The 25,920-nt window shown below is 61.9% G+C and carries 14 protein-coding genes; 2 read left to right on the forward strand and 12 right to left on the reverse strand.

Features of this window, described 5'->3' with window-relative positions; all coding sequences use genetic code 11:
* Positions 1-206: 206 nt before the first annotated feature.
* Entirely contained in the window at positions 207-1,979 is a 1,773-nt protein-coding gene (locus EN786_RS23550) for an adenylate/guanylate cyclase domain-containing protein (RefSeq protein WP_127309700.1), read from the reverse strand.
* Positions 1,980-2,218: 239 nt separating this feature from the next.
* Between EN786_RS23550 and EN786_RS23555 the strand changes: the two genes are divergently transcribed.
* Positions 2,219-5,518, forward strand: coding sequence for an adenylate/guanylate cyclase domain-containing protein (locus EN786_RS23555; protein ID WP_127309699.1), 3,300 nt, complete (start codon positions 2,219-2,221; stop codon positions 5,516-5,518).
* 18 nt (positions 5,519-5,536) lie between these two features.
* The gene (locus EN786_RS23560) at positions 5,537-6,217 is read left to right on the forward strand and encodes a redoxin domain-containing protein (RefSeq protein ID WP_127309698.1); all 681 of its coding nucleotides are present in this window, start codon (positions 5,537-5,539) and stop codon (positions 6,215-6,217) included.
* A gap of 596 nt (positions 6,218-6,813) precedes the next feature.
* On the opposite strand, the gene EN786_RS23565 is transcribed toward EN786_RS23560, so the two are convergent.
* From EN786_RS23565 to EN786_RS23615, 11 genes are all read right to left on the reverse strand, one after another.
* Positions 6,814-9,114, reverse strand: a complete 2,301-nt coding sequence (locus EN786_RS23565; protein WP_127309697.1) for an AGE family epimerase/isomerase — start codon at positions 9,112-9,114, stop codon at positions 6,814-6,816.
* Positions 9,115-9,514: 400 nt separating this feature from the next.
* A complete protein-coding gene (locus EN786_RS23570) occupies positions 9,515-10,942 on the reverse strand; it encodes an HlyD family type I secretion periplasmic adaptor subunit (RefSeq protein ID WP_127285033.1) in 1,428 nt (475 codons plus the stop codon).
* A complete protein-coding gene (locus EN786_RS23575; protein WP_189340381.1) occupies positions 10,929-13,580 on the reverse strand; it encodes a type I secretion system permease/ATPase in 2,652 nt (883 codons plus the stop codon). Before EN786_RS23575 ends, EN786_RS23570 begins: the two co-directional genes overlap by 14 nt.
* A gap of 101 nt (positions 13,581-13,681) precedes the next feature.
* Entirely contained in the window at positions 13,682-16,039 is a 2,358-nt protein-coding gene (locus tag EN786_RS23580) for a glycoside hydrolase family 16 protein (RefSeq protein ID WP_135858495.1), read from the reverse strand.
* Positions 16,040-17,017: 978 nt separating this feature from the next.
* On the reverse strand, positions 17,018-17,725 hold the full coding sequence (locus tag EN786_RS23585; RefSeq protein ID WP_127285298.1) for an SIS domain-containing protein: 708 nt from the start codon (positions 17,723-17,725) through the stop codon (positions 17,018-17,020).
* Complete coding sequence (locus EN786_RS23590; RefSeq protein ID WP_127285299.1) at positions 17,722-18,723, reverse strand: GHMP kinase; 1,002 nt, start codon at positions 18,721-18,723, stop codon at positions 17,722-17,724. Before EN786_RS23590 ends, EN786_RS23585 begins: the two co-directional genes overlap by 4 nt.
* Entirely contained in the window at positions 18,720-20,642 is a 1,923-nt protein-coding gene (locus EN786_RS23595; protein WP_127390825.1) for an HAD-IIIA family hydrolase, read from the reverse strand. The genes EN786_RS23590 and EN786_RS23595 overlap by 4 nt, the downstream gene beginning before the upstream one ends.
* Positions 20,642-21,619 carry an NAD-dependent epimerase/dehydratase family protein gene (locus EN786_RS23600; protein WP_210212288.1) on the reverse strand — a complete coding sequence of 326 codons (978 nt, stop codon included), beginning with the start codon at positions 21,617-21,619 and terminating at the stop codon, positions 20,642-20,644. The genes EN786_RS23595 and EN786_RS23600 overlap by 1 nt, the downstream gene beginning before the upstream one ends.
* A 348-nt stretch (positions 21,620-21,967) precedes the next feature.
* Complete coding sequence (locus EN786_RS23605) at positions 21,968-22,867, reverse strand: NAD-dependent epimerase/dehydratase family protein (protein WP_127309822.1); 900 nt, start codon at positions 22,865-22,867, stop codon at positions 21,968-21,970.
* Positions 22,868-22,874: 7 nt separating this feature from the next.
* Positions 22,875-24,494 (reverse strand): GMC oxidoreductase, encoded by a 1,620-nt coding sequence (locus tag EN786_RS23610; protein WP_127309823.1) that lies wholly within the window; start codon positions 24,492-24,494, stop codon positions 22,875-22,877.
* On the reverse strand, positions 24,495-25,643 hold the full coding sequence (locus EN786_RS23615) for a glycosyltransferase (protein WP_127309824.1): 1,149 nt from the start codon (positions 25,641-25,643) through the stop codon (positions 24,495-24,497).
* Positions 25,644-25,920: the final 277 nt, after the last annotated feature.

The raw sequence follows: 25,920 nt of genomic DNA on the forward strand, positions 1-25,920 counted from the left end.
CGCCTGGTTCGAAGGGAGAACGAGGGTCCCGAAACATAGCCGGCGATTTCCTGCATCATCGAGCTTTGGTTTTCTTCGGCAAGAGTCGGCGAATGTGAAAAACGGATGATGGCATCGGATGGCAGCACTGCCCTGTCAAGATCGGGGCGGACTGGAGGCAGGCAAAAAGGATCGGCTGCAGTTCAAGGCCTGACCTCACTCACCTGTCATTGCACAATGCCGGCTTTGCGGAGCCCGTCCACCATGCGCTCGAAATCGGCAGGGTTCTTGTAGGGCATGACTTTGCGACGGTATTCCAGCGAATAATCTGGATTGACGCGAAGCACTTCCTCCCATGCCGCGCGGGCCTCGGCGAAACGGCCCAGCTGGCCGTAGCAGGCGGCTAGAAGCGCGCGCGAGACGTCGGTGACGGCATTGCGCGCCAGCCGTTGCATCAAAAGGTCAATGGCCTCTTCGTACCTTCCAAGTTGAAACTGCGCCAAGGCCTGGAAGTGCAGAAGCACGTCCGGAAAGTATGGATTCAAGGTCTTCCCTCGGGCGAAACTCTCGAGGGCCTCCTCGGATCTGCCCGAATAGTGCAGCGCCTCGCCGAGGATGACGTGCCCTTCGGCGAAGTTCGGATTGAGGGCTAACGCGCGCTCGGCCTCGTTGATGGCGCCATCGTGCCGTCGTGTGTACAGCTTGGTTATAGCCAGCGCCCAGTGCGCCCAGGGATCGCTGTCATCCAGCGTTACCGCTCGCATTGCTGCCTCTTCCGCTTGCGCCATCGATTCCGGCGGCGACGCGCTCCATCTGTTCAGGTAATCGAGCCCGTGCGTGAGCGCGAGGAAAGCGTGGGCAGAGGCAAACGCCGGGTCCAGTTCGATGGCACGTTGCAAGAGGTTGCGGGCTGCGAGGTTCGTCTCCTTCGTCAGCTGGTGCCAGAGTTCCCGGCCCCGCATGAAATAGTCATACGCCTCAGTGTTGCGCGAGTGCTCGGGCGCCAGCCGCTGACGGTCACCCTCGGTCAGATTGAGCGCCAGCGCTCCGACGATCTGCTGCGTCACGTCGTCCTGCACGGCGAATATGTCGGTCAGGTCGCGGTCGAACCGCTCCGCCCAAAGATGGCCGCCCGTGGTTGCATCGATGAGCTGCGCGGTGATGCGCACCCTGTTCCCCGACTTGCGTACGCTGCCCTCAAGCACATGCCGCACGCCGAGCTTCGCACCCACGTCCTGCACATGGACGTTCTGGCCCTTGAACGTGAACGACGAATTGCGGGCGATGACGAAGAGCTGCGACAGTTTGGACAGCGCCGTGATGATGTCCTCGGAGATGCCGTCGGCGAAGTAGTCCTGTTCGGTGTCCCCGCTCATGTTGGCGAAGGGCAGGACGGCGATCGACAGCTTCGGCGGCGCTGCCGTCGCCGGCCGGCCCGTCGCGGTTTCCGGGGCCGCGGCCGCCTTGGTCGCGGCGCTGCCGACTTGCAGCGAATAGACCCGGATCGGCTCGGCGATGTTCTTGAGCTGCGTGCTCCCGAGATCGCTGACTGAGAGGTCGAGCCTCGCCTTGACCTGGCGATAGGCATCCTCGGACAGGCAGATGGCGCCGGGCGACGCGACGCCTTCCAAACGCGAAGCGATGTTGACGCCGTCGCCCATCAGGTCGCCGTCGCTTTCTTCCACCACATCCCCCAGATGGATGCCGATCCTGAACTCGATGCGGCGGTCCTGCGGCACGCCGGCATTGCGCTCGACCATGCCATTCTGAACCTCGACGGCGCAGCGCACGGCATCCACCACGCTGCGGAACTCAACCAGCGCCCCATCCCCGGTGCGCTTGATCACCCGCCCGTTGTGCACCGCGATGGTGGGATCGATCAGGTCGCTGCGCAGTGTCCGCAATCTCGCCAAGGTAAGATCTTCGTCAGCGCTCGCGAGCCGGCTATATCCGACCACATCTGCCGCCAGGATTGCCGCTAGCTTACGATTCTCGCTCATGGTCCGTCTCCTCGTCTCCACGATAGCAGGAAGACGCAGGGCAAGAGGGAACTTTCGCAAAAGACGGCGACACAGCTGCCGGAGTCGGCAGCGCTCTGCCGCCGGACGCACGGGTCGTTCGATGCCCATTTGCGCTGCCGCTTGCTGGTCGGCTTCTATCGGTTCATGCTTGTGAATACCGTGGCCGTGAAGCGCTTGGCGAGATCACGCCGCCACGGCCGCGAGTGAGGTCTTGCTCCATGGACTGCTCAGGCTGCGGTTTCGAGGTTGAAAGCGGTTTCGCTTTCTGTCCGAAGTGTGGCAGGCGCCAGCCCGTGCCATGCGGCAGTTGCGGCTACCTCTGCGCACCGGATTTCGAGTTCTGTCCGAAATGCGGGACAAGCCTCGGCGCGCCGGCAAAGCCGGTCGAACGGCCTGCTCCGACACCAAGCCGAACCCTTGAGCCGCCTTCTCGACCTGCGTCGCAGCCTGCGAAGGTCGAGAGCGAAGAACAGCTGCATCCCGTCTCTGACGCCGATCGCCGGACGGTAACGGTCCTGTTCGCCGACCTTTGCGGCTTCACGACACTCAGCGAGCAGCTCGACCCCGAGGTCATGCAGACGCTGCAGAACGAACTGTTCAAGGAATTGACGGCGGCCGTGCGAAGCTTCGGTGGTTTCGTCGACAAATTCATCGGCGATGCACTGCTGGCTTTGTTCGGCGCACCGGTCGCGCATGAGGACGATCCGGAACGCGCGCTTCGCGCCGCTCTCGACATGATCGCCAGGACGGCGCGGCTCGGCGAAAGCGCCCCCCGTTCCGGCTCGCCTCTGCTGCTCCACATCGGCATAAACACTGGTCCGGTCGTTACCGGAGGATTGGGCATCGGCGCCGCCAAATCCTATTCGGTGACCGGCGACACAGTGAATACGGCGCAACGGCTGCAATCGCTGGCCGCACCGGGCGAGGTGCTGGTAGGCGAGCTCACCCACAGGCTGACCCGGCATGCCTTCTCTTACGAGTCGCTGGGCGACGTCGTGCTTCGCGGCAAGGCTGGCAGTGTGCTCGTCCATCGACTGGACGCACCGCTTGCGGCGCCGCGTGCAGCGCGTGGGCTCGAGGCGCTCGGCCTCGGTGCGCCTCTAATAGGTCGCGGTGCCGAGCTCAATAGAATGCTGGCGAGCCTTGACCAGGCGTGCGGCGGCTCGGCCCAGCTTGTCCGCCTCGTCGGAGAAGCCGGTATCGGGAAATCGCGGCTGGTGAAGGAGTTCGTCGCCCGCGTCGGCGACGAGGATCGTTTTCGCAACGTCGCCGTGCGGCAGGCCACGTGCTCACCGCTGGGCGAACAATCATTCGGCGCCTTGGGCGCAGTGGTGCGCAGCGCTGCCGGGATGATGCAAAACGACAATGGCGACGAAATGCGGGAGAAGCTCGCAGCCTTGCTTACCGATCTCGGCCTGCAGGGCGAGGAGGCGAAGCGGCTGATGCCTTTGCTCTACCATGTGCTTGGCCTTGGCGACCCCGATGCCACCCTGCAGCATGTCGAGCCCGAGCAGCTGCGGCGGCAAATTCTCTACGCAGTCCGCACAATCATCGAACGGCGGCTTGCCTTGTCGCCGCTGCTGATTGTCGTTGAAGACCTGCACTGGGCCGACGCCGCTTCGCTCGAGGCACTGCGTTTCGTGATGGATAAGTTGGAACGCACGCGGTTGATGTTGCTGGTCACGCATCGTCCGGCGCCGGACAACGACCAGCTCGACTCAAGTCGGGTCAGTCACACAGCGCTCCGGCTTTCGCCGCTCAACAGCGATGACGGACGCGGATTGCTGGCGGCGCTTTTCGGCGAGAGCTGGGTGAGCTCGGCAGGCGGACTTCTCGACCAGATCCTCGAGCGTGCGGGCGGCAACCCCCTGTTTGTAGAGGAGATCGTTCGCGGTCTTATCGATCGCGGTGTCCTGGTGCGCGAGGGCCAGCGATGGCGGACTGTGGCAGGCGAAGTCGCAACCGGCATTCCCGCCACTATCCAGGCAATGCTGCTTGCCCGCGTCGACCGGCTGCCCCCGGAGGTGCGCCGGTTGGCCCAGGAAGCCGCGGTGATCGGCCCGCGCTTCGATGCCACACTTCTGAAAGCCGTGACAGCCGACCCCGGCCGCCTGGAAGCGGGCTGCGAACTGCTTTGCGATGCGGAAATCATCGAGGAAGTTGTCGGATCAGGATCGGTCTCGTCGCAAAGCTATCGCTTTACGCAAACATTGCTGCAGGACGTGATCTACCAGAACCTGCTCCTGCAACGCCGGACCGATATCCACGGGCGGGTCGGTACAGCCTTGGAGCAACTGTGCGGCGACAAGCCGGAACGGCTCGAGGATCTGACCGCGCTCGGTCATCATTTCGCACAGAGCGCCGAGCGGGAGAGGGGCGCGCATTACCTGCAGGCGGCGGGGGATCGCGCTCGCACGATATACGCCAACGACGACGCCCTTCGTTTCTACGAGCGAGCACTGACTGCATTGGGCGAAATAGGGCAAACACCGCTCAAACTGGCAATCGCAGAGCGCGTCGCCGATCTGAGCGGCCCGTTAGGCCGTCGCGACGTCGCGCACCAGCACTACGAGACGGTGCTGCAGGCATATCGCGCGTCCGCCGATCGTGTCGCTTCGGCGCGGGTTTTGCGTAAGATCGGTCGGCTGCTCTGGGACGTCGGCAAGCGGGACAACGCAGTATCCCGCTATGCCGAAGCGGCAGCGCTCCTCGATGGCGCGGATGCTCCGGTCGAGCAGGCGCATCTCTGGCAAGAACGTGGCCGACAGGCGTTCCGTAGCGGAGATCACGCCCTCGCGGCGAAATGGGCAGACGCGGCGCTGGATTGCGTCGGAACTCTGACAACCGAGCATGTCTCCGAGGTAGGGCGCGATGCCACCCTTGTGACCGCCGAGGCACTCAACACCAAGGCTGTCGCCTTGGCTCGTCTTGGGCGAGACCGCGAAGCCGTTAGCCAGGTAGAGCGTAGCATTGAATTGGCCGAAGCCGCCGGCCTGCTGGGCACGGCTTGCCGCGGCTACACCAATCTCGGCGTGCTTTACACAACCATCGATCCGACAAAGGCGATGGAGGTCTGTCGGCGTGGCCTCGAAGTGGCGCGCCATATTGGTGATTTGGGCTTCCAGGCGCGCCTCCTCGCCAATCTGGCGGTCGCTTGCTGTACTTTCACGGATCGCTGTCCAACGGAGGGCGTGCCTGCCGCCGAGAAGGCCATCGAGATCGACCGGGCGCTCGACCAGCGCGAGCACCTGTCGGTGCCGTTAATCGTGCTAGGGCAGATCCACCAGTGCAACGGCCGTCCGGAACTGGCGGTTGGCTTGTTCCACGAAGCACTGGGGGTAGCCCGCGAAACGGGCGAACCGCAACTGCTGTTTCCGTGCTATGATGGTCTCGCAACGCTTAATCTCGACCTCGACAATCTGGCCGAGGCCGAACGCTACTTTTCCCTGGCGCAGGGTATATGCGCCCAGCACGGGCTCGACCCGGAAGGGCTTGTGGTGCTGCCTTTTCTCGACTAGCCGGGGTGGGAGGTTGGAATGTCAGCGCGCATTGACTTGATACCGCTTCAGCCGGGCGACCGTGCGCCGAACGTGATACTCGACGCCATCACCCACGAGGGCAAGATTGCGCTTGACGACTTTCGCGGCCAAAAACCGGTGCTGGTCGGCCTGTTTCGAGGTCTGCACTGCGCGTTTTGCCGGCGCCATATCGCCGCCCAGGCGCGGCTCGATCCGGAACTGCGCGAAAAGGGCGTGGGGAGCCTGACGGTGGTCAACACGCCCATCGAACGGGCGCGTCTCTATTTCCGCTACCACCCGATGCCGAACCTGCTTGCGGCCTCCGACCCTGAACGTGCTTCACATCGCGCTTTTGGCCTGCCCAATCTCGAATTCACCGAAGACGAGACGAATTGGCCCTACAAGGTCTCGATCGCAGCGGCAAAGGATATGCGGGTCAACGTACCGGGCGAGTTGCCCGGTCCAATGGATCCTTTTTCGGCCAGCGAAATCCTCAACAACAAGGACCAGTACGAAGTGACCGAAGCCGACGAGCAGATGATGGCGACCGGACACGGACAACTGATAGGTCAGTTCCTGCTGGACCGGCAGGGCATTGTCCGCTGGAGCTTCACCGAGGTTCCAGAGGGTGGGCGACACATGTTTGGGGCGCCAAGCCCGCAGGAACTGATGTCAGCCGTGTCGCAAGTCGCCCAATAGACTTGCGAACGAGGTAATGCTCGCTTTCGCCCTAGCGATGTCGTCGGTGCATCGGCCTGGTGTCCGGTGGGTTTGCGCAAAGATTTTGCATTTTGTGCGCGTGCCAACCCAAGCCTCCCGAAATACCAGATATTTGTAGTCTTGGAGAATCGAGATCAACTCGTCGGCCTGTGGCGGACGGCCCGAACACTGTTCGTCCTGATTCCGATTGTCGAATAGGCTGGCGGAGTTGTCGCAGACACGGCGGCGGCTGCGGGTTTAAGGCGGCCCAGCAGACGCGGGTACGAGTTGGGTGGCCGCTGGGCCTAACCAGCGTCTTTTGGGGGGCGCCGGCTAAGCCCGCATCTTATTCATTTTCCTGCAATTGCTAATTTAGCAAAAAGGCGGATGCTCGTCGTACTACCCATCGGAACGGCCCGATCTCGACCGGAATTCGTGCTTGGCGAACGCGTGCCGGCAGCCAGCCGGAGCTCGTCCCTTTGGATGATGCCTGTTTGGAAGCCGAGCTGTCGCTGCATCCGCCTGGGCTCGCGGAATGAAGGCCGCGTCTCCCCGGCAATCGCCTCGGCTCGGCAATGCATGCCGGGCCGTTCGGGTCAGGCGTTGACCTGCCTGAGCGAGGCCTTGCCCGTATCCGAAACTGGCATTGGGAAGGGCTCGACCTGTCCTCCGGTCTTGTCCAGATACTGCATCAGCGCGGTGACCAGATGGTAGAAGATGCTGGCCGGGACCTCCGTCGCCGCTGACCTGCCGCGCTCGTCGATCCTGTCGACCCACAGCCCGAGCGGCGCCGGATCGATATGCCATCTGAAGAGGCGGGCGACACGCGCTTCGATCTCGGGTTTCAGGTCGGGTCCGCCAATGCCGTCCAGGGCGACTGCCGCCTTGACCGCCTCGCATTGCGGCCAGCTTCGAGAGAGCCGGTCGAGGGGGATCCCGTGCCGCGACACGGCAGCATAGGCCAGACCCGTGGCCCGGTTCAGTCCGCTGGCGACCGCCGACGAATAGAGCTTCCTCGCATAGGCGACCAGGTCCTTCTGCCCGCTCGCCCGGGAGAACTCGACGAGCAGCGAGGCCCATTCGAAATGATGCCCTGGTTCGGTCCACTGTCCGTCGTCGCCCGGCAGAGGCAGCCAGTCGACGTCGAAACGCTCCCCGAGCGTCCAGCTCTCCTGGTCGAAGAAATGGCACCGGAAGAGATCGATGACGCGCGCCGCCCGGCGCAGATAGGCGCGGTCGCCGGTGACGTCATGCCAGGCAAGGAAGGATTCCAGCATGTGCATATGCGGGTTCGAGAACCGCACTCCGTTCCAGCCGGGGCTCTCGAGGAAGCCATTCAGGCTGCCGTCCTCGAGATGGTTGTCGATGAAACCAAATGTCTCCTGGGCAAGCCGCAAGGCGTCGCCATGGCCGCATCGATGAGCGTGGGCAAGCGCCAGCAGCACGCAGGAATGGTCGTAGGCGTCCTCCGCCGGATCGGCCACGCTGCCGTTGCAATTGAGGGTGCGCACCCAGCCGCCGCGGTCGCTGCGGCCGTGTTTGGCGATGAAGCCGATGCCATGGTCGATGAGCCTGTCGGCCGGTCCGTCCCAGCCGCGTTCCTTGGCCACCGCGAACGCATAGATCTGGCGCGCCATCGTGCGCATGCGCTTGGGTTTTCCGAGCGCCCTTGCATCGAAACCGAGCGCCTCGTGGAAGCCGCCATGCACATCGTCGACACCTGCCGTCGACCACAGCGGCAGGGTTTCCTCGAAGAGCCAGTGCTCGACGCGCTTGCGCCATGATCCGCTGACAATGACGCGGTCTTCCGACGCCGTGAATTTTGTCTCGAGGCGTCCGCTCTTCTCCAGCTGTTCGACGACCTTCTTCACGTTCTGGCTGTGGCTTACGGGCGCGACGAACACCGCGTCAGGCGTGGCCACCACCGCCACATCCTTCATTCCGATGACGGTCAGCAGCCTGCCCTGGCTGCGCAGGTAGGAACTGTCGCAATCCATGGCGACGACATCGCCCATCACGACGTTGCCGTCGCGGTCGGTCGGGCTGGCTTCCAGCAGCGATTGCCACGATCCAAGGTCATTCCAGCGGAAGGAGGCCGTGACCATCGCGATGCCGTGGGCATGCTCCATGACAGCGTAGTCGATCGATGTCGACGGGACAGCCGAGTAGAAGCCCTGCGGCAGATAGATGCCGGAAATATCGGCCCGTGCGGTCTTATACGCCCGCTCGGCGCCGTCCCAGATGTCGGGCCGGAAGTCGAGAAACGCTTGCCGCATCGTGTCGGCGCGAAACAGGAAGATGCCGGCGTTCCAGTAGAAGTGTCCCGAAGACACATAGTGGCGGGCGGTCTCGGCGTCGGGTTTCTCGACGAAACGCGAGACGGCGGCCACCCCGTCGCCATTCGCCGACACCTCGACGTAACCGTACCCGGTTTCGGGATGTGTCGGCTTGATGCCGAATACGACGATCCGTCCCGACGCGGCCGCCGGCCTGCCCGTCTCGACGGTTTCCCAGAATTGCCTTTCGGTGGATATCTCATGATCGGAGGGGACCACGAGCACAAGCGCATCGCCGCCATGCTCGGATATCGTCTGCAGCGTGGCGATCGCGACCGCCGCGGCGGTGTTGCGGCCTACGGGTTCGAAAATCGGTCTGCCGCCATTGAGGCCGAGCGGACCGATGTCCGACACAAGGCGGTCGGCATGCCGCTCGGACGCTATGAGGTAGATGGGCGTCTCGCCATCCGGCCGCGCCTTGAGGCGCCGGACCGTCTTCGCTAGCATGGAGCCGTCGCCCGAAAGATCGTGGAACTGCTTGGGGTTGTCTTCGCGCGACAGCGGCCACAGCCGTGAGCCGACGCCGCCGCTCATGACAAAACTTACGATCCGGTCCGGCATGTCCAGTCCCTCTCGGGCTCCTTTTCGGGGCCTAGGTGCCCGAACCACCAACCCGCGTCGTGTTCCCGAAAGCCGGTGGCCCTGGTGGGCGCACTGGTCTCGAAAGCGAGCGTGTTCAACCTAGCCTGGCCGACTATGTTCAGGGCCACGGTTTCCCCTCCGCACTTCTGGGCGGAATCCTAGCACGCTGCCGAACCCAAGGCCTCTTCATGAATTGGGGGTAGCCCTTGGTCCGCACCCACTCATCCAATAGGAGCATGCCTGCCGACAGCCGAGAGGATACGTCGCGCATCCTGCTCGGGCGCCGACGGGAAGGGTGGGCTACAAGGATGGCGGACCGCGCCGCGTTCTCTTCGGAGCGTGACGGGCCCGACGGAGGTTCGTCGTCTGGAAGCCGGCTTTACCGCTCGCGTAGCGATTCCTGCTGATATTTCGCCAGAGGCGAGAGGAAGTAGCCGATGATACTGCGCGTGCCGGTCTTGATCTCAACCGTCACCGCCATGCCCGGACCGAGCTTGACGAGCTTGTCATCCACCTGCATGTCCGTACGGTCAAGTGAAACGCGTGCGGCATATTGGAGTTCCTGATCTCTCGGCTCGCTGTCGCTCTGCGCTGCGCCCGACGCACGGTCGTTCGACCCGGTCGGTTGCCGGTCGCGAACTATGGCATCGGATGACACGCTGACCACTTCACCATGAAGAAGCCCGTAGCGGGTGAAGTTGAATGTGTCGACCTTGATTTCCGCCATCTGTCCCGGATGGACAAATCCGATGTCTCGGTTGGAGAGCATGGCCTCGATCTCGAGATGGCTCTCACTGGGCACCACCACGGCCAGTGGCTGAGCGGGCGTCACCACGCCTCCCACCGTATGAACGGCCAGTTGTTGTACGACGCCATCGACCGGCGCGGTCAATTGTTGGAGCTTCGTGCGCCGCTCAGCCTTGATCACTTCTTGCCCAGTGCTCGCAGCTCTCTGCTCGGCTTTCGCGAGCGCCTCATAGGTCGCGCGCCGGTACTCCGCGGTCGTCTTTTCCCTCGTTTCCCTTAGCAACGCGATGGCTGCGTCGGCTTCGCGCAGCCGGCTCTGCTGCAGGTTGAGATCCTGTTGAAGGCCGACCAACTCCTGATACTCGGAGAGATAGAGGACCTTCGAGGCAAGTGCCTTGTCGACGAGCTGCTTTTGAATGTCGACCCGCTCCTGCAGCAGCGGTATCGTCGCCTCGAGCTTCGCCCCGCTCGCCAAAGTGGTCGATCGTTCCGCTTCTTTCTGGGATTGCTCGCGATCTATCTCGGCGAGCTTGGTGTTCTGTTCGGCGAGCTGACTGACCAGATACTGGCGGTGCATCTCGATCTCCGCTGCGCTCGCGCCCTGCGGCGGCCGGAAGGCCGCAAGAGGATCCTCCGCGAGCGCCGCGCGCAGCCGCGCGACGTCGAGTTCGGCCGAAAGGAGATCGCTTTTCTGGCGCTCCTGGTCGGCGTCCGCCATGGTCGGGTCGAGCTCGATCAGGACGTCGCCAGCCTTTACGCTCTGTCCATCGCGTACGTTGATGGCGCGGACGACGCCCGTGTCGAACGGCTGGATCAGCTTGGTGCGCCCGCCTGGCACGATCTTGCCCGTCGCGGTTGCGACGATATCGACTGTGCCCAACCACGCCCACGCCAGCGCGAAGCAGAAGACCGCGATGATACTCGCCCCGATCGCGCGCCCGATCGGCGACGGCGGCGACTCGGTGATTTCGAGCGCCGCTGGCAGGAACGCAACTTCGTGCTCGTGGCGACGAAGTTTGACTCCCGGAAATTCGACGATGTTTTGACTAGCGGACTTCATGGATGCCAGCCTGCAGATAGTGGAGGTTTGCGTAACGCCCGTTCGAGCGGATCAGGTCTTCATGGGTACCGTCCTCGACGATGCGGCCATGCTCGATCGTGATGATCCGGTTCGCGTGACGCACAGTCGAGAGCCGATGAGCGATGACAAAGACGGTCCGGCCGGCAGAAATTCGCTTCATGTTCTGCTGAATGGCGCGCTCGCTTTCGTAATCCAGGGCGCTGGTCGCCTCGTCGAGGATGAGGATGCGCGGGTCCGTAATGAGTGCCCGAGCGATTGCCACACGCTGGCGCTGCCCGCCGGAAAGACTGCTACCGCGTTCGCCGACGACGGTGTCATAGCCCTCTGGCAGCTCCAGGATGAAATCGTGAGCACCGGCGAGCGATGCCGCAGCAATGACGCGCTCCATGGGCATGGCCGGATCAGAGAGCGCGATGTTCTCGCGAATGGATCGGTTGAAGAGCACGTTCTCTTGCAGGACGACTCCGATCTGGCGTCGAAGCCAGGTCAGGTCTACCATCGCCAGATCGACGCCATCGACCAGCACGCGTCCACTCTCCGGCACATAGAGCCGCTGTATCAGCTTAGCAATGGTGCTCTTGCCGGAGCCCGAGGAGCCCACGATGCCGATGACCTGACCGGGCTCGACGCTGAACGACACGTCGTGCAGCACCTCGGGGCCGTCGATCCGGTAGCGGAAAGTCGCGTGCTCGAATGTCACCCGCCCGCGGATCGCCGGCAGCGCGGCGCGGCCAGGATTGAAGCTTGGCTCGGGAATGGTGTTGAGGATATCGCCCAGACGATCGATCGACAGGCGAGCCTGATGGAAATCCTGCCAAATCTGCGCGAGCCGCAGCACCGGCATGCTCACGCGTGATGCCAGCATATTGAATGCGACGAGTTCGCCGACGGTCAGGTCGCCGCCGATCACGAGCTTGGCACCGAAGTACAGGATTGCGGCGACGACCAGCTTGTTGATCAGCTGCACCGCCTGGCTCGCAGTATTGTTCAGGCTCAGCACGCGAAAGCTTGCGGTCACATAGGCGGCGAGTTGCTCCTCCCAGCGGCGCTGCATCTGCGGCTCGACCGCCATGGCCTTCAGCGTCTCGACGCCCGTGACGGTCTCGACGAGGAAAGCTTGATTCTCCGAGCCGCGATCGAATTTCTCATCGAGGCGCCGGCGAAACAGTGGCGCAGCCCCCGCGGAAATGCCGATGTAGAATGGGAACGACGCCAGAACGATCAGCGTCAACGAGGTCGTGTAATAGAACATCACGGCAAGGAAAACGACGGTGAAGACGAGATCGATGACAAGCGTGAGCGCCGAACTCGTCAGGAACTGGCGGATATTTTCGAGCTCGCGCACGCGTGCAACCGAATCCCCCACGCGGCGTGTCTGGAAATATGCGATCGGCAACGCCATCAGGTGACGAAACAGCCGGGCGCCGAGCTCGACGTCGATGCGGTTCGTCGTATGCGCGAACAGATAGACGCGCAGCGTGCCGAGAACAGTTTCGAAAACGGTCAGCGCGACGAGACCAGTGACCAGAACATCGAGCGTGCTCATGCTTCGATGCACGAGCACCTTGTCGATGATCACTTGGAAGAATAGCGGTGAGAGAAGGGCGAAAACCTGAAGGAAGAACGACGCGACAAGCACTTCGCTGAGAAGATAGCGGTACTTGTGGACCGCGCCGAGGAACCAGCCGATATCAAACCGTCGAGAGAGATCCGTCAGGGCCGCGCGCCGGGTCATCAGGATGATGCCGCCGTCCCAGATGGCCTCGAACTCGGCCTGGGTCATTGTGATGGGTTGCGGCGACGATGGGCGCTGAACGAGGAGCTTGTCGTCGACAACTTTGCCGAGGATCAGGTATCCACCGTCCCGAAGCACGGCGATTCCAGGCAGCGGAGTAACCGCAAGCCGATTCCAGTTTGTCCTCTGTGCCTGAGCCTTGAGTCCAAAATCTTTTGCACAGCGCAGGATTTCGGTAACGCCCACTGGCGCCGCGCCCATCCGATGCCGGATCTGGTCTGGGTCGGCCGCGATGCCATGGCAACGCATCAATATCGCCAAGGCAATAAGCCCTGAATCATCGCCGCCTTCGGGTGCGGTGCTCGCCGCCTCGACGGCCGTATCGCGTCGATCGGCGAACCGCGCAGGCAACACGGTATCGCGGGCGCGGCGTACCAGATCACGCCCGCGGGTAGCCATGCCGGCAAGGGCATGAAGCGCCCGTTGCGCAAGGTTCTGTGATCCGGCCAGGATCAAACGGCCGTCCCAGATTGCCTCGAATTCCTCGCGCGTGAGCCGCTTCGGCCCTGACAAGGGCGGATGCAGCACAACCGCTCCGTTGTCGTCGACCTTCCCGAGAAGCAGAAACCCGCCGTCATGCAACGAAGCGATGCCAGGCAGTCGGACGCTCGCAAGTTGTTTCCAATGTGTCTTGCGCGAACCGACCTCAAGCCCGAGCGAGCGGGCGCAGCGAAGCATCGCGCGGATGCCGATTGCACTGCCGCCGCCACAGCGCTCGCGGATCTGGTTGAGTTTGGCGTCTACGCCATGAGAGCGCAGGAACAGAGCCAAAGATCGAAGTCCCAGGTCTACGGCATGGGTATTCTCGTTCTGCATCGCCATCTTGGCACAACCCTTCGCGGATACGTCCGCGTTCCATCCCCCTTGCATTCACAAACTTGACGGCGCCGCACCCAGGGCCGAACCCCCGGGTGCGGCGGCGATCAATGTTGCGGTCTGGTCAGGTACGAGTCGTGATTCCAATTGCCTCCATTATTCGACAAGGAAGCCACGATCTGGCCGGGATCGACCGGGCCGGAATTACCGGCCAAGTACTGGCTCAGCAGCGCAAAGCTCTGGCTTGCCAGCGACGCTCTGGCTGTGCCGGTCGCAAATGGGTGATCCGCCATGGCGGTGTTTTGGGGCGCCAAGGTTCTGGTGGCGCCGGCGACCAGGTCCCTGTGCTCGTTCAGCAGCGCAGAGCCCTGGGCTGCCAAGGACCGTTGCCAATTGGCGGGAGCAAGCTTGCGATCCGTATGGGTGACCGCCAGCGACGACGTTGTGATGGTCGCAGGCCGAGGATCCGTTACGGCGATGGTCTGCGGCGAGGCTGTTGCGACGGCGCCGGTGACCGGGTCCTTCGCCGTTGCCGTCAGCGTCAGCGTCGCCACCGGATGAGCCGCGCCCCTGTAGTTCGATTGCAGCGTCAATCCGCTGTCGACCTGCGCTGCCGTCAAGGTGATGTTCTTGCCACTAAACGTCTTACCATCGAGTTTGTCGGTGATCGTCTCGTACCTCGGCAAGCCCGTCACCTTCACGGTCACGAGGTCGTTGGGGTCGGTCGTTGTCACCTTGACCCCGAGGTCGACCGTACCGCCCAGCCCGCTCACGTCGAGCGTTTTGTCAGCGATGGTGAGGACCGGCGCGATCACTGACGGGGTCGTTGGGGTTGTTGGGATGGTGGGGGTTGTAGGGACGGTGGGGGTCGTTGGGGTGGTTGGGGTTGTTGGGGCTGCCGATGACGTCGCGATCTGGAGACCGGAGAACGTCTTCACCGCGGCCGCAAGGTTCGCAGCGACACCGCCGGCGTCCTTGATGCTCGCACCGTTCGGAAGATTGACCCCGGTGATGGCAAGTGCCGAGGTACTCGTGTGGGTCGACGCGACCGTGATGCGGAAGTTGAGCGCGCTCGTTCCGGAGCCGCCCACATAGGTGGCGGTCGCGCCATTGTTGAGCGACAGCGTCGGCGTGCCCGATACCGCCACGGCCTCGTTGAAGCCGAGTGTCAGCGTGACCGTGTCTCCGACGTGCTCGGTGCCGGTTCCCGGCGAGGCTGTGGCCTGCGTCACCGCCGGCAAGATCGGATCGATCTGGAGCCCGGAGAACGTCTTCACCGCGCCCGAGAGGTTCGCCGCAACACCGGACGCATCCTTGATGCTCGCGCCGCTCGGAAGATTGACCCCGGTGATGGCGAGCGCCGAGGTATCCTTGTCGGTCGAAGCGACCGTGGTGCGGAAGGTGAGCGCGCTGGTGCCAGAGCCACTGAGATAGCTGGCCTTTCCGCCGTCATTGAGCGACAGTGTAGGCGTGCCCGTGACGGTCACGGCCTTGTTGAAGGCGACCGTCAATGTGATGGCATCGCCGGCATGCTCGTTTCCCGTTCCCGGCGAAGCGGCGACCTGAGTCACCGCCGGCTGGACCGTCGGCGTCGTCGGGGTCTGGGTCGATGACGTCGTCGAGGGAGTGACGTTGGCGCCCGTGACGGTGTCGCCGCTGCCCGCCTTCTGATAAAGCTGAACCCCGTCGATCAGCATTTGCATCGACGATGGGGTCGAACCATCCAGAGCCGTATGCCACCCGCTCGCGTTGTCATTCGCGACCCCCAGGTTCATCATCAATTGCATCGGCTCATCCGGGATCGCGACCTGGGCGCTGGTCACTTGCGCCATCTGTTTGCCGTCCAGATACCAGGTGATCGATTCACCGGGCACCCAGTTGATGCCGTAAGTGTGGAAGCCGCCCGTGAGGTCGATGCCGCTGTCGATAGTGTCGCCGACCCACCCTGATGGCCCGTGGAGGTGCCAGGAGAAGTTGTTGTCAGCCGACCCCGAACCGGTAAATCCACCCTCCTGTATGTCGAGCTCGAAATTGTCGCCGCTGCTGCCCGCGCCATCGCCGGGCATCAGCCAGAGGCCTGGCCATGCGCCGTCGCCGCTCGGCGCCTTCATGCTGATCTGAAGGTAGCCGCCGTTGAATTCAAAGTTGCCATAGCTGCTGACGGCGCCGGACGTGATCGGGAATGTCTGTGACACCCCACCCTGATTTACGCCGTTGATGGCCTGTTTGATCGCCGTGAGATCCAGGTACCCGTTGCTCACCGACACCTGGCTCGGCATATCGTAGTCGGCATTATATGGGCCGCCCGGCGTGCTTCCTCCCGACCCATTGCTATTCCATGCCCAGCCGTCGGCGGCATTGCTGGTGATGTAGGTATTCCAATCGCTGCCGAGCGTCGTGCCGGAGAAGTTTTCCTCGTAGACGAGGTCGCTGGAAGTATAGCCTGCGGGGGCGGAAAGAGTCATTCCGAGATCCTTCTTTGGCGCTGAAAAAAATAGAGAACTCCACTGCCGCGCATCGCCAAGCTGCGCGACATGTCGCCTGCTCGCAGTCAGGCACTGCGAATGGATTTCAAAGTAACTGAGGTTTGGAAGGCCTCGCACTAGACATATTGTCGAGCGAGCCTAACGTCGAACGCATCATCGGTGGCGGGTTTTGTCGACGGGAATGCTCACATCTCGCCCGGCGGGAGCACAGCCAAGCATGCCTTGTAGTATAAGCACGGTAGATCCTTGGTTCATTGCGTCTTTTTTGTTTTAATTCGACCCGCGCACCCAAGCAAAACGCAGGCATTTCCGCTTCTTAACTTATTCACTCACATCGTTTTGTACCTGCATGAATTGATCATTAAGGATGATGTACGTGACGTCGGCGACCCTACCACGATTTGCGGCGAGAATGAGGCTGGCAGAATGCCTGTTAACAAATTACTAACATAACTTATTAACACATTCTAATATGGAAAGTGATCGAACGGCCGCACTGGAACCGCCTTCCCGACGTCCTGCCAAACCGTGTCCGTTGGCTGAAAATGTTGCGCAGCTTGGGTTCGAGCGGTCGTTCGCATAGTGGAAGGCTGGCGTCATCGGGCGCCGCGCCGACGGCACCAGACAGGCCGTTCACTCGCGACCCCAACGTGCCTGCATAGCGATCATGGCGTTCAAGATCTGGGTGGCACCAGGATGCGTTTGGGCGGCTTGTTGAAATGGCTGAAACGTGGCCCTGGTGCGCGAAGGGGTTTCGTCGCCGCGGGACGGCCCCGTGGATTGTCAGATCTGAGCCGCGCAACCAGTCGCCAAAGCTCCACCTCGTGGCCGTCTGCTAACTGCCTGGCGTGCTCTTGCGCCGCGCCGTCGTCCGTGCAGGCAAGGTTGACCCCGCCCATGAACTGGCCGCGTTCGTCCAGAACGTAGAGCCGATAATGGGGCATCGCCTGTTCTCGATCAGGATTGCCAGCCCGTCTCGGCGCTAGCTGGATTTGCATTGAAGCCTCCAGCAGCGCTGCGCCGCTGTCGCCGATCGCTCCACTTTTGTGTACTCGCAAGACAAAGACGCTGCATGACGACATGCCCGAACATGGAATGTATATCCTCCGCAATTTGCATGTCATTCACATTGACCCAGACCACATGTTGGGCGATCTGCCGGAGCGTGCCTCCGCCGAATCCGCAAAGGCCTAACGTAACTGCGCCATGATCATTGGCGTATCGAACGGCGCGCAGAACGTTTTCCGAGTTTCCGCTTCCCGATATTGCGATGACCAAGTCGCCCTCGTTCAGGATGTTCTTCAGCTGCTCGACGAACACATCCTGGAAAGAAACATCGTTCGCGTATGCAAACGTAAGGCCCACATTGTCGACCAGCGTCCGGCCACGAAACGGGCGCTTCGTGGAAAGATAGATGCTCTTGTTCCAGTCCGTGATGAAATGCAGCGCCGTGAGCGAACTGCCACCATTTCCAAGCGTGATTATCTGCTTGCCATCCTCCTGTGCCTGCGCGACCAAGGCCACTGCATCATCGATGCTTTGGTGGTCCAATGAAGCCAGGACGATCTCGAGTTTCTTGAAATAGCCTTGAGCACTGCCGCCAACATTTTTTATTGAGCGGGCTCCGATGTCGGTTGATTGATTACTGCCGCCAAAATGTTTCATTGGGTGGACTCCGATGTCGGTTGATAGTGAACGATGCGGCTCCCGGCGAAGTCGAACTTGACAGGGAAGTGCTTTAGGTCCCCTAGGGCCGCTTTGATGGCGTCGTGGCGATCGAGAGGTGCGAAGAACATGAGAAAACCTCCTGCACCTGCTCCCAGCAGCTTGCCGCCCGTGGCACCCGCCCGCATTGCGGTCTGGTACCAGTGATCGATTGCATCGTTCGTGATTTCCTCAGAGAGGCTCTTTTTTAAGAGCCAGTTCTCGTGGAGGATTTCGCCGAAGGCGTCGAGGTTGCATCGATGTAGTTCATCACGAAGCTGATAGGTGAGCCCGACCATCCGCCTCAGCGCTTTGCGCTTGTCCGGCGCTTTTGCGATCCCCTCCGACTGGCGTACGAGAATGTCCGAAGCACTGCGAGTAATGCCGGTGTAGAACATGAGAACTTGCTTCTCGATCGAAGCGATGAAATTACGCGGGCATATGAGCGGTGACACCGAAACGCTGTCATCGCAGTGAAACTCGATGAGATTCAATCCGCCGAAGGCGGCGGCGTATTGATCCTGCCTTCCAATGGGCGCGCCACAAAGTTCGATCTCGATGCAACAACTATCGGCACCGAGCTTTGCCTTGGAGACATATTGCCCTCGGAACGCGTTCAGCGCGTGCAGAAGGCCAACCGTAAAAGCGCTCGATGATCCAAGTCCGGTTCCCTTGGATGGAATATCGGCAATAGTCGTTATTTCAACGCCCCCGCATATCCCAAGGTATCCCATCGTCGCCCTGACAATCGGATGCTGGATATCCTCAACGCTATCGACCTCTTCCGTTTTGGAATAAGCGATTCGAGTGCCGTTATCGAACTTGCGGTTCACATTCACGTAGACGTACTTGTCGATAGCAACACTTAGGACGGCGCCGCCTTCCTCCCGATAGAAGGCAGGCAGATCGCTGCCACCTCCCACGAAGCTCACTCGAAGCGGCGTCTGGCTGATAATCATCCCACGGCCTCAATCAGCTCGATCGCCCGCAATCGGACACAATGGTTGGCGCGCGCCCGCGATGCCAGAACGATTGGTGTCTCGTCCTCCTGGCGGGAGCTGTAGATACGCGCTGCAGCCTCCCGATCCACGCCTCGACGCGAGTATTCCCGCGTTACTCGGTACCTCCTCAGCTCCTCATCGATATCAACGAAGAATGTGTGTGCACGACCGGGCAAAACCACATCGGACAGCGAAAGAGCGACGGATCCTTCCACGACCAGGACGGTTTCCGGAGAAATGCTTATCTTTTCCGATCTTGGATGCGATATGCGGCTCAGCTTTTCGTAGTAGGGCAGATCGAGCGTCTCGCGAGAACGAACGCCGACCAGGCGGCTTAGAACCTTCCTGATCTCGTTCATGTCGTAGCGACCCATCACCGTTGCCTTGCGATCGGCGGCGGACCGTATCCAGCGATCAAGGGCAACGACTTGTGCATCAATGCCGCGGCCGCGAAGCACCTCGGCGATAGCGCTGGAAAGGACACTCTTTCCGCTCCGGGAGAGCCCTGCCACGAAACACACATCACCCGGCTTCACATGCGCGATCAGATCAGATGCCGTGTCGACCAAGGTCGGGTGAACGGTGAGAATGAACTTGGCAGCCTCGAACAAGTCTGGGACGGTATAGTCGGGCATGACATGATACTTGCTGTCCAGCCCGCCCGCGCCCGTCTCGACCAGAATCGATCTGATGCCGGACCGTTTTGCGAGTGCGACGTCGGCAGAGGAATCGCCGATGACCCAGGATTGTCTGCGATCGATATTGAACGCCTCGACCGCCTGGTCGACCAACCCGGTGGCGGGCTTGCGGCATTCACAGTGGACCTTTAGCGCTTCAACCTCGCCGGCAAAGCCGCGGTCTGGATGGTGCGGGCAGTAGTAGATGGCATCGACAAAAGCCCCGTGGCGGCCAAGCTCGGTCTCCATCTTGTTATGGATCATCCGCAAGTCTCGTACAGAGCATCCTCCTCTCGCCACAACGGGTTGGTTGGTGACGACGATTGCCCGGTATTCGGCCTGGTTGAAACAGGCGATCGCGGCCGCGGCCCCCTCGATCAGTTCGAAGCGTTCGGGACGATCGATGTGCCCATAGTCGACATTGATGCACCCATCCCTGTCCAAAAATACTGCTTTCTGCGGAGAAGCGAGTGAAGCTCGGGCTATGCGGCCGGAGGCAAGGTCGGCGCAGGCCTTGTCAAGTCTCGCCGGGGTTCCCGCGTCTTTTATGTACTCAGGGCTGCTATAGCTTCTGATCTCCGCGCCGGCCCGAAGCATTTCAGGAAAGAGATCTTTGCCAAAATCCAGCGGAGTTGCCGCGGCGCGCCACGGGTACAGGGCTTGTCTTCGAATGTAGTAAAGAGCCGCGCTGACTTTGTTGGGATAAAAGCAACCGGGATCGTGTGGATAAGGATGGAACGCGGCAACCACGCCATCTTCCGACGTTTCGATCAGATCGGAATCTTGCGGGTGATCATTCGGATGGGTGAAAACAGTTGCGGCTGCTGCCTTGTGTTTTTCATGGAAGCACTTGAAGCGGGTGAGATCGACGTCGAGCATCGTGTCGCCGTAGATGGTGAGGAAGTCGTCGTCGAGCAGATGCAAAACAGACAGAACCGCTCCGGCAGTCCCGCGAGGTGCACCGTCATCTACACAACGAACGTCAATCCCCCAATTCCCGCGCTGAGTGCAAAATTCCACGATCTGCTCGGCTGCATGGTTCACCAGGATCAAGATCCTCTCGATCCCGTGTTGCTTGGCGAGGAGGATTTGATGCTCGAGAAGCGGCGTGCCACCAATGTTGGCCAGCGACTTGGGCAAATCACCGATCCGGCCCCTGAGCCGTGTCCCCAGACCACCCGCAAGTACCACGGCTTGCATCACGGGTGTCCTTCCTGCCGCACGATTTCCACGACGGCTTTTCGGACAGCGTCGGCCGATCCAAGCTGGGGCCGCCAACCGAGTGCACGGAGCTTTGCTACGTCATAGGAAAACCGGGGAACATCCCCCGTCCAACCGCGATCTTCAAATCCGTATTCGATCCCCGCGCCCGGTGCGACGGCCTCGACGGTCGTTTCCGCTATGAAGCTGACGGTTACCCCTTTGTCCTCGGGGCCGATATTGTAGCAGCCAAGCCGCTCGGATGCGTTTGCACGCAGGTAGACGATCGCATCGATCAGGTCATTGACGTGAAGATAGGCCTTCCGTTGCCGGCCCGATCCCAAGACATTCAGCTTGTTTGGTGTGATCTTCAGCTTTCTGACGAAATCCAGAATGACGCCATGTGTTGCCGGAACGCCGATCACGTTCGGAAAGCGAAAAATCAAGGCCCGCGCCAACCAATTCTCGACGGCTGCGCTGATTAGCGCTTCCGATGCGAGCTTCATGGCGCCGTAGTTGGAAATCGGCAGCAGCGGCCCGACATCCTCTCTGATCGGAGCCTCCCCCAAATCGCCGTACACGGCTGAGCTGGAAGCGAAAGCAAGGAACGGAACCTCTGCCGCCTTCATTGCGTCCAACACGTTGAACGTCGTCAGAAAGGTATCGCGCAGATCGACAGAGGCATCGGCGATTCCTGCGGGAATGTCTGAATTGGCAGCCATGTGCCAGACTTCGGAAATCGGAATGCGACCGTGACAATTCAAAAATCGGGTTCTCACCGCAGCCGCGTCTGAGAGATCCACTTTCTCGAAAAAGAACCTCTCATGCGAGAGAAGTCCGTTCAGGTTTTCCCGAGAGCCTCGCGACAGATTGTCAAAGCCGAAGACCGGATATCCGCGGTCAACAAAGATCCTTGCAAGCCTGCTTCCTACAAAGCCGGCCACTCCCGATACGAAGATGGCGCGCGGTTCACCCAATCGGATTGCCCCTTACCTCTTGTGCGCAAGCTTTCGCGCCACAAGTCCTCCGGATTCTGCAATGACTTCCGTTTGCAAGCCTTCACCGCCGGACAAACAGGGAATTCGACGGGGGCTCGGCGTTAACCTCTGCGCTCGTCTTTGAGGTCATGCGTCTCTTGCGTCTTTGTGAATCATTGCATGGTTTTCTTCGATCCGCGATTATTCCTCGGGGGTAGCCCCATTTTGCTGATCCGGACTGAATCGCATCGCGCCCGCCTGTGCGGCGACGCTGCCGCGGATCCTTGCGATCGTGCCGGCCGCAAAGTTTCGCCGTTTGCGTCTCTGGCGGATCGAACCGGCCTTCGACTAAGAATACCGACGCAATGCCCCGGATGAGGGGCCGTCGCCATCCAGCGAGAAGCTCCGAAACTCGATACCGAGTTGCCTGAGCCGCTCTACGCCGGGAACCGCACGCGCCGGGCGCACGAGCCCGAGGATGGAGTCGGATCGGAAGGGCAGGGGGACATGCAGGGCCTCAGCTGCCTTGAGCGCGCCACTGACAAACTGCCAGGGCACGGGGACGGCGTGCAGTGCTCTGCCTTGCGATGCGGCGATCTCGTTCATGAGCTGTCGGAACGGCACCGGTTCGGGGTTGGCCAGCCCTACCGGTTCCAGCAGCGGCATGTCCGACTCGGCAATTCGCACCATGGCGGTTGCCATGTCCGCCTCATGCACCATGAACTGATGGGAGCGCGCCCCGATCAGGGGTGTGACCGGCAGCGTGGTGAGCTTGCGGAGCGCGCCTGCCATCCCGCCCCAACCAGGGCCGTACACCAGGCCGAGCCGGGTGGAGACAGCTCCCAGACTGCCGGCGGTGCGTTCGCAGGCCAGCTTCGCCTGACCGTACAACTGTTGGGTTCCCTCCCAGGCGGACATCGAGGAGATGAAAATGACCCGGCGAACCCCCGCGTCGACCGCATTGCGGAGGAGGTGCTGCGAGCCGGACACATTGGTGCCCCACACATCGCCGGCGCTGACGAGGGTCAGGTCCCATGCGCCGTGGATGAGCACATCCAGGTCGCTGAATGCTGCCCCCGACAGTGGGCTTTTGATCTCGTACGGGCGCCACTCAGTGACGCCGGCGGCAGGCCCGGAGGTCACCCGGTTCGAACGGGCGAACGCGATGACCTCATGCCCTTGTTCGGCGAAGGCGGCACGCAGGATGGTCCCGACATATCCGTTCGCTCCGGTGATACCGACCCGCATCGAACGCTCAAGCCATCAGCTGCATCGCTTCGCGAGCGATGCGATGCGAATTAGCCATCACCGTCAGGGTAAAGGTGGTTGCCGGAACACTTGGGAAAACCGACCCGTCGATGAGATGGATCCGGTCCCAGCGCGCCAGCCGCCCGAGGCGGTCTGTCGTCGCACTCCCGGAGTCCGGCTCATTGGCGTGAGGAAAGCTGCCGCCAAAGTGGTAGCTCTTGGCTCCGCCCGACCATAGCATCTGCGGCGTGACTGGCCACAAGTCCAGGTAAGGTGCCGCTTTGCGGATCCGCCTTATTACGTCAGGCAGCATCGGAGGCACACATTTGCCCCTGACCCTGGCCTTGCTGAAGCCCTCCGAAGTGAGGGTAATCTGGGGAAGCTCGTCAGGAGCTGCTGCGGACAGCTGGGCGCTCACCCGGATCTTAGGTGATGCCCAGGACGGCAAGTAGCCCAGGCCTACCGTCAACCGGCTGAGCAGCCGATCGGTCGCGAAGGCGGCGGCGCGGTGTTTGAGGAACCCGGGAAGCGCATCGTAATATGCCTGGTTGAACGGGTAGAAGTGAATCTGTGAAACATCCAAGCCTTCGTCGTCCCGGGCGATGACCATGGTGAACTGGTTGAGTGTGAACTCGCGCCTTGCACGTGGGTCGGGTGTTGGCTTCATGGAAATCATTGGAAGAACGAACTGAGCAGATTCCGAAAGATGTACCGGCTGGTCCGACCTGAGCGAGCCTAGCATCAGCCTTGTGGTCCCGATTGCTCCGCAGCCCACGAAGACCCGGTCGGCCGTGAATCGCTGGATATGGCCGCTCGACAGTTCCCGGGCGTGCACGACGGCCGTGTCGCCATCCTGTTCGACTCGCACCGCGAGCAACCCGCTGCGGTAGTCGATCCTCCCGTTTCGCCGGAAGCGATCGAAGCTGTGCGAGGCCGAGAAGATCAGCGACCGTGGGCACCCGGTCATGCACAGGCCGCAGGGCTGGCATTCGGGGGCAGCGAAGGCGAGCCGGGCGCGGCCTATCGTTATGCCGGTGGAGCGCACTCGCTCGCGGTGCCGGTGGTAATTGGCCAGGACCATCTGTGTCCGCGGCGCCAGCGGCGGAAGCGGGTCCGGGGATCCGATGAGCGGAAACCACTCCTCGAGATCGTCGGACTCTCCAGCGAAAGGAATGTGACCCAGGATCGTCCGATAGTGCTCTTCCATATCCGAGAAGTCGACCGGCCATCCCTTGAACGTGGCGGCGCTGAAGGGCATGATTTGGGCCCCCCAGACATTGCTAAACCCGCCGTAGGCGCTCGATATGACCGCCGGGTTCACTCTGCCCACGGAATGGACGCGGTCGAGCTGGCCCTTGTTGGCAAACGGGAAATCGGATCCGTAGCTTCTCTTTTCAGGCAGCGAGTCGGACTGGACCCGCTTGGGCTGCAGGCTGACCCGGCGGACGTCCTCCTCATCCCAGTCGTCGACACGCAGCCTGGACAGCCTGGCTATTACCTCCTGGGTCTCCGCGTCCAGCACGGTGCCCGGATCGAACACGGTTATCTTCTCGTCCGGTTTTTCGGACAGCGCCAACACGGCGGCGGCTGCAGCCGGACCCGACCCGATGATTAGCGAAGACGGCATCTACTTCCCACGTCTAATACCTTGCGCGGCTGCGTCCAGTATCTGCTTGTTGGCCTGACGCAGCCGGCGCAGGCGGCGCAGCAGCGCGATCCGGCCGGTGACATGGCCTGCCGCGGCAAGACCCACGCCAACGATTATTGCCGCGCATCGCGCCAGCCCGTGGGCGTCGCCCTTGGCCGCTTGCAAAATCTCGCGCGGAACGCCCCTGGTCAGCGCGTGCCAGACGAAGCGGGTCTCGGCACCCAGTGTGGCGGCGTCGCCCATCTGGGCAAAGGCCTCGACTTTCCCCTTGTTGACGAAGAAGCAGCGGCGCCAGAAGTACTTCCAGGTCGGCCGTGAGGCGGGCACAAAGTGGCGGACGGTCGCCGCCGGTTCATAGATGACTGCCTCGCTGCCCTTGATGTGCGCCACGCGGTGGCACATGTCCATGTCGTCGTGATGGTCGGAATGGAACCCTCCCACCTGCTCGAGGAGGGTCCGCCGCACCGACATGTTGGCTCCGATGAGGTGGGCCGAAGGGCCTCGGCTGGTCGGAAGGCCATCGTAAGCACATCCGAACACCCAGTCGAACTGTAGAGGGAACCAGGCCGGGCGGCCAACCTCGAACACCGGAATGGGACGCCCGCCGACGGCGCCGATGCGCGCGTCCTGGTACGGGGCGGTGAGAACCTCGAGCCAGTCCTTGTCGGCCGCCGCATCGTCATCCAGGAACGCCAGGATCTCTCCGGCAGCCGTCTCGGCTGCCGTGTTTCGGGCCGACCCGAGATGCCCGTCCCATTTGTTCTGGATCACCCGTATCGGGGGGGTGGATGCAGCGAAGTCAGCCCATTGGACGGCACAACGGCGGAACAGGGGCTGGTCGACGCATACGATGATCTCGCAGGGCTGCAATGTCTGCTCCTGAGCCGAGGCCACCGACTTCAGCAGCAGTGCCCACCTGTCCGCAGTGTAGGCACAAATAATTACTGAGATCGTAGGGGGGCGGCGTTCGCTGCTGACGCCATCCTCGGACTGCCCGGTTTTCGATCGCGGCTGACCGGTTGTGACAACGTCAGCGCCGCAAGCGAGACCGATATTCGGGTTCCGGACGTGGCCCTCTTGGCCAACGCCAGTCGAAGCATAGGATTGCGCAAGCTTCAGAATACGCATCTAGGATTTCTCCCGACTTGAGCTGCCAGTGTCTGTCCAAACTCTTGGATAAAGGTGCGATGGTCCTGGTTTGAAACGCCAGGCCTCACGCACTGGATCCGGCCTGCCCGGAGGGCGGTTCTCGCCACGGAAGATCACCAGGGCCCGCGTGCGCGGCGGGTCTGGCGGCGCACCGGCGTGACGCAAACCACCTCGCGTTACGCAGTCCGTATTTTGTCCGTTTCCGGTCGACAATCATCCCTCCACGTGACTCCTGTCGCAGGCACAGCGCAAGCGC

Source organism: Mesorhizobium sp. M4B.F.Ca.ET.143.01.1.1 (assembly GCF_004792275.1).
Lineage (GTDB): Bacteria > Pseudomonadota > Alphaproteobacteria > Rhizobiales > Rhizobiaceae > Mesorhizobium > Mesorhizobium abyssinicae.

Bases quoted from the DNA above. Each gene is read 5' to 3' on its own strand.
- EN786_RS23555 (WP_127309699.1), top strand. From the start codon at position 2,219: ATGGACTGCTCAGGCTGCGGTTTCGAGGTTGAAAGCGGTTTCGCTTTC.
- EN786_RS23560 (WP_127309698.1), top strand. From the start codon at position 5,537: ATGTCAGCGCGCATTGACTTGATACCGCTTCAGCCGGGCGACCGTGCG.
- EN786_RS23595 (WP_127390825.1), bottom strand. From the start codon at position 20,642: ATGCAAGCCGTGGTACTTGCGGGTGGTCTGGGGACACGGCTCAGGGGC.
- EN786_RS23580 (WP_135858495.1), bottom strand. From the start codon at position 16,039: ATGACTCTTTCCGCCCCCGCAGGCTATACTTCCAGCGACCTCGTCTAC.
- EN786_RS23590 (WP_127285299.1), bottom strand. From the start codon at position 18,723: ATGATTATCAGCCAGACGCCGCTTCGAGTGAGCTTCGTGGGAGGTGGC.
- EN786_RS23585 (WP_127285298.1), bottom strand. From the start codon at position 17,725: ATGAAACATTTTGGCGGCAGTAATCAATCAACCGACATCGGAGCCCGC.
- EN786_RS23550 (WP_127309700.1), bottom strand. From the start codon at position 1,979: ATGAGCGAGAATCGTAAGCTAGCGGCAATCCTGGCGGCAGATGTGGTC.
- EN786_RS23610 (WP_127309823.1), bottom strand. From the start codon at position 24,494: ATGCCGTCTTCGCTAATCATCGGGTCGGGTCCGGCTGCAGCCGCCGCC.
- EN786_RS23565 (WP_127309697.1), bottom strand. From the start codon at position 9,114: ATGCCGGACCGGATCGTAAGTTTTGTCATGAGCGGCGGCGTCGGCTCA.
- EN786_RS23570 (WP_127285033.1), bottom strand. From the start codon at position 10,942: ATGAAGTCCGCTAGTCAAAACATCGTCGAATTTCCGGGAGTCAAACTT.
- EN786_RS23575 (WP_189340381.1), bottom strand. From the start codon at position 13,580: ATGGCGATGCAGAACGAGAATACCCATGCCGTAGACCTGGGACTTCGA.
- EN786_RS23605 (WP_127309822.1), bottom strand. From the start codon at position 22,867: ATGCGGGTCGGTATCACCGGAGCGAACGGATATGTCGGGACCATCCTG.
- EN786_RS23615 (WP_127309824.1), bottom strand. From the start codon at position 25,643: ATGCGTATTCTGAAGCTTGCGCAATCCTATGCTTCGACTGGCGTTGGC.